This is a genomic window from Streptomyces aureus (genome assembly GCF_000725495.1).
Lineage (GTDB): Bacteria > Actinomycetota > Actinomycetes > Streptomycetales > Streptomycetaceae > Streptomyces > Streptomyces aureus_B.
In genome coordinates this window covers 1-217 of the sequence record NZ_JNZD01000131.1, presented here as the reverse complement: position 1 = coordinate 217, position 217 = coordinate 1, and the positions used below count along the sequence as shown (strand labels likewise).

Genomic DNA, 217 nt, shown 5'->3' with positions numbered 1-217 from the left:
TCAGCCGAGTTGCGCACCACAGACTCCCGGCCGCCCGGCCGGGTGATCCACCCGTCAGTGAAATGAAGGAGAAACGCCATGATGATCCTCGACCTGCAGACGATGGACCTGCCCGAGACCGAGGCCACCCCGATCGACGACACCCTCGCGAGCACCAGCTCCCTGAGCGTCCTCAACTGCGGCACCAGCACCGTCAGCACGATCCTCTGCGTCTAGC

At 65.0% G+C, this 217-nt stretch carries 1 protein-coding gene; it reads left to right on the top strand.

Annotated elements, in window-relative coordinates; genetic code table 11:
* Positions 1-78 precede the first annotated feature (78 nt).
* Entirely contained in the window at positions 79-216 is a 138-nt protein-coding gene (locus tag IO36_RS46490) for a SapB/AmfS family lanthipeptide (RefSeq protein WP_107065889.1), read from the top strand.
* The last annotated feature ends 1 nt before the right edge of the window (position 217 follow it).

Excerpts from the sequence above, each read along its gene's own strand:
- IO36_RS46490 (WP_107065889.1), top strand. The coding sequence starts at position 79 with ATGATGATCCTCGACCTGCAGACGATGGACCTGCCCGAGACCGAGGCC.